Genomic DNA, 5,516 nt, shown 5'->3' with positions numbered 1-5,516 from the left:
TGTTGAGGCAGTTCCAGTTGTAGAACTGGTTACCCCAACATTTATTATAGAGCCTTTATTATGCGATAACTGTGTGCGGCCGTTATATGCTAATAATACCCATACTGGCTGGCCAATTTTGTACTCTGGCAAGCAGGTTGCGCCATTCAAGCGGTGTCAGAATGGTTTGCCCAGGTTCCAGAATATGAGCGGGAATGCGAAAGTTTTCGGCACTGCCTAAGCTCGTACCAGATAAATCGCCGCCATAGGCGGAAATGGCGATTCGGTCAATTTTTTTGATAGGTAAAGTTTGGCTGAGGAAAAAGTCTTTACTCACAATGGCTCTCATCAAAATTTCCTCCTCCTTAATATATTTCAGTATAATTATTTCTTAATAATTGTTATTTATAAAATTATAACAGATACTGTTCCAATATGAAAGTGTTTTATTGCAATTTGGAAAAATAAGAAAGACACCCAGCGGGTGCCTTTCTATGTCGGAGTTATAGCGGGTTACAGGGACGATGAAATCTAGGTGAACACTGACGAGGATTACAGTGCCGCGGATTGCAGCGTGGAAAACATTGTCGTGGGAAACATTGCCTGGGAAAACATCCCTGCGGAAAACACTGTCTGGGTAAACAGTAATAATTTGGAGAGCATTGACGAGGCGAACATAAACGAGGAGAGCATTGCTGAGGCGAACATTTCCGCGGAGAGCATAGCCTGGGGAAACAAGTACTAATAGCAGGGTTGCAACTGGTAACGATTCGATCATCGTTTTCATCTCTGTCGGAGTCGGTGTCGGTGTCCCAATCATCCCAGTCATTCCAATCATCCCAGCCGTCCCAGTCATTACGGTCGTCGATTTGCGGGTTTTCCCATTTGGGGTTCTTATATTTGTCATTACTCATTAATTAGTCATCCTCCCATTTTCCTGTATATGGGTTATACGAACAGTCTGCAGGTGCCGCATACCAGCTTTTCTGCGGATCTTGGCCTTGCGCAAGCGGACGGCAGTCAGGGCAGGCATAACGGTATTCACAATCCTGACACTTAGATATACTGTCTTTGGAGGTTTGCCAGCAGGTTACAAGCGGCGGTGCGCTAATTATAGCGGCAAGCGGTGTGGTTAGTATATTACCGCAAATTTGATTTCGGGCAAAAATACATGGAATAACATCACCAGTCGAGGTGATCGCTAAGCGACCTGCCAGGCAGTTGTGAAAGTGTAGTGCTTTGGAAAAAGATTCTGGATCGGTAAAAAACGGCGGTTTGATCGGTGGTTTTGTATAACTTTGGGGCAAGAGTTCCAAATCATCGCCGCGACCAGTAGGGCGGACAACATCTGGTGGGGTAGCCTCAACCCCAAGTTCAGACAAAAGCTTCATGATATTTTCTGCTTCCCCTTCATTAGGTTTCATGATAATAGAAGCAATGCGCAGCTCAATTCCTTTATCGAGGATTTTTTTGATAGCAGTCATGGTTTTGTCAAAACTGCCAGGATGCAGCGTAATTTGATCGTGAATTTCTGGGGTAGCAGCATAAATAGTGGTTGCAATGCTGACTGCATATTGCTTAAAAAAATCAATACAGTCATCATCGACTAAGGTGGCGTTCGTGAATATTTCAATGAATTCATAGCTTTCTTCGCGGGCTTTGATGACTAATTCACGCCACTTGGGGTACAACAGCGGTTCTCCGCCAATAAGCTGAATTCCATGGGCGCCGGCCTGGCGAGCCTCGGTAACTAATTCCAGCCAGCGGGTATGTGGTACGCAATCGGTTGTTATTTGCGGACTGCTACCAGAATAACAATGTAGGCAACGATTATTACAGGTTGATGTAAGCTCAAGCCAAATAGATTCAAGCTTTGGTTGGTAAGGGGGAAGAGTCCAGGTTTTTCTTACAGCCGGAAGGTCGTAATACATTGCACCAAGTCCTTTGGCAGTCAATTTATCTAGAAAAGCTAAGTACCGCTTGCCGTCAGTGGAGTTCATATCCATTATTTCTTCTAAGGATGAGTTTTGGCAGGCTTTCAGTAGTTCCACCGCGCCTCGGTTGATAGAATATACCCGGCCTGACGCAAAGTCATAGATAGCACCTCGCGCTTTTCCTTCAATGAGCACACTTTCGGCTTTTAGATGGTAATACAACTAGACAGCCTCCTTTAGCGTGGCGCTCATATCCTGAGAATTCTTTCAGGATACGGTAAAGACGGCTTGTGCAGTTACATAAGGTTTGCACAGCCGTTTATTTGTTGTTTATACATAATATGCAAGCCGATAAATAGATGTCAGTTTTAATTGCAATTTATATAGAAGCTTAGGCTGATGGGTTTGTTAAATATAAGCTTGAAGCTGTTGACAAATATAAAATTATGGTTTATAATAAATTTCGTCGTTGAACAATACGCGGAAGTAGCTCAGTGGTAGAGCATCGCCTTGCCAAGGCGAGGGTCGCGAGTTCGAATCTCGTTTTCCGCTCCATAGTATATATAGACCCAGCACTTTTAGCTGGGTTTTTTGCTTATATCTTGTCTTTGATATTTACTTATGGTATGATATTATTCATGACATTGCTACATTTATGGATGCTGGACAAGAGTAAAAGTCGGAATTCCAGGTAAACCATAAAATTTATGTCAATAATGGGAATACTGTGATAATGGACTGTGTTGCTAGCGAATAAGCTATGTCAGCAGTTAATTTAATAAGGAGGAAATACATAAATGAAGGTAACAGCGGAAAGAATAGACAATCATAAAACAGTACTCAATCTTGAAATCCCACAGGCTGAAGTAGCCAAGGCTGTGGAAAAAGCTTATCGTAAACTGGCTAATCAAATTAACATTCCTGGGTTCCGCAAAGGCAAGGCTCCGCGCAAAATAGTAGAAATGCGAGTTGGTAAAGAAGCGCTTCTGGATGAGGCTTTTGAAATCTTGGCTCCAGCAGCTTATAATAAGGCGCTGGCCGAACAGGGGATAGAACCTGTTAGCCGTCCGGAAATTGAGGTTGTTACCTTAGCCGAAGATCAGCCGTTAGTATTTAAAGCAACTGTTATTAAAAAGCCAGAAGTAACATTAGGACAATATAAAGGGCTTGAAATTGAAAAAACTGTGCCAGAAATTACTGATGCTGACGTAGATAATGAACTTGAAAGAATTCGCAATCGTAATGCTAAAATGGTCGTAGTGGAAGATGCTGAAATTAAGCAAGGCGACTTAGCAATTATAGATTTTAAGGGTTATGTTGACGGGGTTCCATTTGATGGCGGTGAAGGCAAAAGCTATCCGCTGGAAATTGGTTCTGGCAGCTTTATCCCAGGGTTTGAAGATCAGTTAGTTGGTGCTAAATCAGGAGAAGAACGTGAAGTAAAAGTAACTTTCCCGCAAGATTATTTTGTTGCTCATTTGGCAGGAAAAGAAGCTACGTTTACTGTAAAGATTCACGATATCAAACGTAAGGAACTGCCTGAACTGGATGATGAATTTGCTAAAGAAACCAGTGAATTTGATACTCTGGCGGAATTAAAAGCCGATATCAGGAATAGGTTAGAACAGGCTGCAAAAGTAAGAGCAGAACATGAGTTCCGTACGGCAGCTATAAAAACAGTAGTTGATAACGCTACCATTGATATTCCTGAAGTAATGGTTGAAAACCAAATCGATGTTATGATTCAAGACTTTGATATTAGCTTGCAACAACGCGGGATGAAACTTGATAAATATCTTGAATATACTAAAATGGATATAGCTACCCTGCGTAATAACTACCGCGAGTCGGCGTTATATAATGTGAAAACCGACCTGGTATTAGAAGCTATCGTAAAAGCGGAAGGTCTAACTACCAATCCGGAAGAAATGCAACAGGAAGTTGAGTCCATGGCAGCGAAATATCAAACTACACCCGAAGAGATTATCAAAGTAATTCGTGAAACCGGTCGATTCCAGGCGCTGCAAGATTCGGTATTACGTAAAAAAGCTGCCCAACTAATAATTGACAGTGTAGCAACAAAATAATTTGAGTTTGAGGTGATTTGTCATGCCCTATGTGCCAATTGTGGTAGAGCAGTCTAATCGTGGTGAGCGGGCGTATGATATTTACTCACGGCTATTAAAGGACCGTATCGTATTTATCGGTGGACCAATAGATGACAATGTGGCTAACTTGGTCATTGCGCAGCTACTGTTTTTGGAGTCAGAAGATCCAGACAAGGATATTCATGTATATATTAACAGTCCTGGCGGGGTAGTAACCGCTGCTCTGGCTATGTATGATACCATGCAATATGTTAAACCAGATGTATCCACTATTTGCATAGGTCAGGCTGCTAGCGCTGGTGCGCTCCTGTTGGCTGCTGGTACTAAGGGTAAGCGTTATGCGCTTCCGAATTCCCGGATTATGATACATCAGCCGCTTGGTGGTGCACAAGGGCAGGCTACTGATATCGAAATTCACGCCCGGGAAATACTTCGTATGCGTGAACACCTAAACCAAATTCTTGCTCGCCATACCGGTCAGCCTTTGGAAAAAATTCAAAACGATACCGAACGGGATTTCTTCATGTCCAGTGAGCAGGCGAAAGAATATGGCCTTATTGACGCAGTAGTGGTGCGGGGTGACAGACATAAGGAGACTCCCAAGTAGAGAGGTGGTAATATGTTGAAATTTGGGGATGACCGGGGTCAACTCAAATGTTCCTTTTGCGGCAAACTGCAGGAACAAGTAAAAAAGCTTGTTGCTGGGCCAGGTGTATATATATGTGATGAATGCATAGAGCTATGCAATGAAATCATTGAGGAAGAACTGAGCGAAGACATGGATGTCGAACTCAGAGATGTTCCCAAGCCTAAAGAAATAAAAGAAATTCTGGATCAGTATGTCATTGGTCAGGAAGAAGCCAAGAAGACACTGGCCGTTGCCGTGTATAATCATTATAAACGAATCAATCTTGGGGTAAAAATGGATGATGTCGAACTACAAAAGTCGAACATCATCATGCTTGGCCCGACTGGCAGTGGTAAAACGCTGTTAGCGCAAACCCTGGCTAAGATTCTTAATGTTCCTTTTGCTGTAGCTGACGCAACCTCATTGACGGAAGCCGGTTATGTAGGTGAGGATGTAGAAAACATTCTGTTAAAACTCATTCAGGCCGCCGATTATGATGTTGAGAAAGCGGAAAAAGGGATTGTTTATATTGATGAAATAGATAAAATTGCCCGCAAATCAGAAAACCCTTCCATTACGCGTGATGTTTCTGGCGAAGGAGTGCAGCAGGCTCTCTTGAAGATTCTTGAAGGCACAGTAGCCAGTGTGCCACCGCAAGGTGGCCGCAAACATCCCCATCAGGAATTTATTCAAATAGACACTACCAACATTCTCTTTATTTGTGGCGGAGCTTTCGATGGCATTGATAAGATTATTGGTGCCAGAACCGGCAAAAAGTCTATGGGCTTTGGTGCCGAAATTCGTAGCAAAGAAAAGAAACAACTGGGTGAAATGCTTAAGAATATTTTACCTGAAGACCTCTTGAAA

Annotated in this window: 6 protein-coding genes and 1 tRNA gene; 5 read left to right on the top strand and 2 right to left on the bottom strand. The window is 42.8% G+C overall.

Annotation, left to right across the window (positions count from 1 at the left end; translation table 11 throughout):
- Positions 1-82 precede the first annotated feature (82 nt).
- The gene (locus tag AC29Z1_RS12825; RefSeq protein WP_488271847.1) at positions 83-328 is read right to left on the bottom strand and encodes a hypothetical protein; all 246 of its coding nucleotides are present in this window, start codon (positions 326-328) and stop codon (positions 83-85) included.
- Positions 329-553: 225 nt separating this feature from the next.
- Between AC29Z1_RS12825 and AC29Z1_RS12820 the strand changes: the two genes are divergently transcribed.
- Positions 554-724 carry a hypothetical protein gene (locus AC29Z1_RS12820; protein ID WP_488271846.1) on the top strand — a complete coding sequence of 57 codons (171 nt, stop codon included), beginning with the start codon at positions 554-556 and terminating at the stop codon, positions 722-724.
- 172 nt (positions 725-896) lie between these two features.
- On the opposite strand, the gene AC29Z1_RS12815 is transcribed toward AC29Z1_RS12820, so the two are convergent.
- Positions 897-2,135 carry a radical SAM protein gene (locus tag AC29Z1_RS12815; RefSeq protein ID WP_488271845.1) on the bottom strand — a complete coding sequence of 413 codons (1,239 nt, stop codon included), beginning with the start codon at positions 2,133-2,135 and terminating at the stop codon, positions 897-899.
- Positions 2,136-2,393: 258 nt separating this feature from the next.
- Between AC29Z1_RS12815 and AC29Z1_RS12810 the strand changes: the two genes are divergently transcribed.
- From AC29Z1_RS12810 to clpX, 4 genes are all read left to right on the top strand, one after another.
- A tRNA-Gly gene (locus AC29Z1_RS12810) sits at positions 2,394-2,468 on the top strand.
- Between the two features lie 242 nt (positions 2,469-2,710).
- A complete protein-coding gene (tig, locus tag AC29Z1_RS12805; protein WP_488271844.1) occupies positions 2,711-4,000 on the top strand; it encodes a trigger factor in 1,290 nt (429 codons plus the stop codon).
- A gap of 22 nt (positions 4,001-4,022) precedes the next feature.
- On the top strand, positions 4,023-4,628 hold the full coding sequence (gene clpP, locus AC29Z1_RS12800; RefSeq protein ID WP_488271843.1) for an ATP-dependent Clp endopeptidase proteolytic subunit ClpP: 606 nt from the start codon (positions 4,023-4,025) through the stop codon (positions 4,626-4,628).
- 12 nt (positions 4,629-4,640) lie between these two features.
- Positions 4,641-5,516 (top strand): ATP-dependent protease ATP-binding subunit ClpX (clpX, locus tag AC29Z1_RS12795; RefSeq protein WP_488271842.1); only part of this gene is annotated, 876 nt, incomplete at its 3' end.

It is taken from the genome of Sporomusa sp. (genome assembly GCF_057736855.1).
The sequence above is the reverse complement of the archived record's forward strand: the minus strand, read 5'-3'. Positions and strand labels throughout refer to the sequence as shown.

Coding starts and splice junctions, on each gene's coding strand:
- clpP (WP_488271843.1), top strand. CDS start 4,023: ATGCCCTATGTGCCAATTGTGGTAGAGCAGTCTAATCGTGGTGAGCGG.
- tig (WP_488271844.1), top strand. CDS start 2,711: ATGAAGGTAACAGCGGAAAGAATAGACAATCATAAAACAGTACTCAAT.
- AC29Z1_RS12825 (WP_488271847.1), bottom strand. CDS start 328: ATGAGAGCCATTGTGAGTAAAGACTTTTTCCTCAGCCAAACTTTACCT.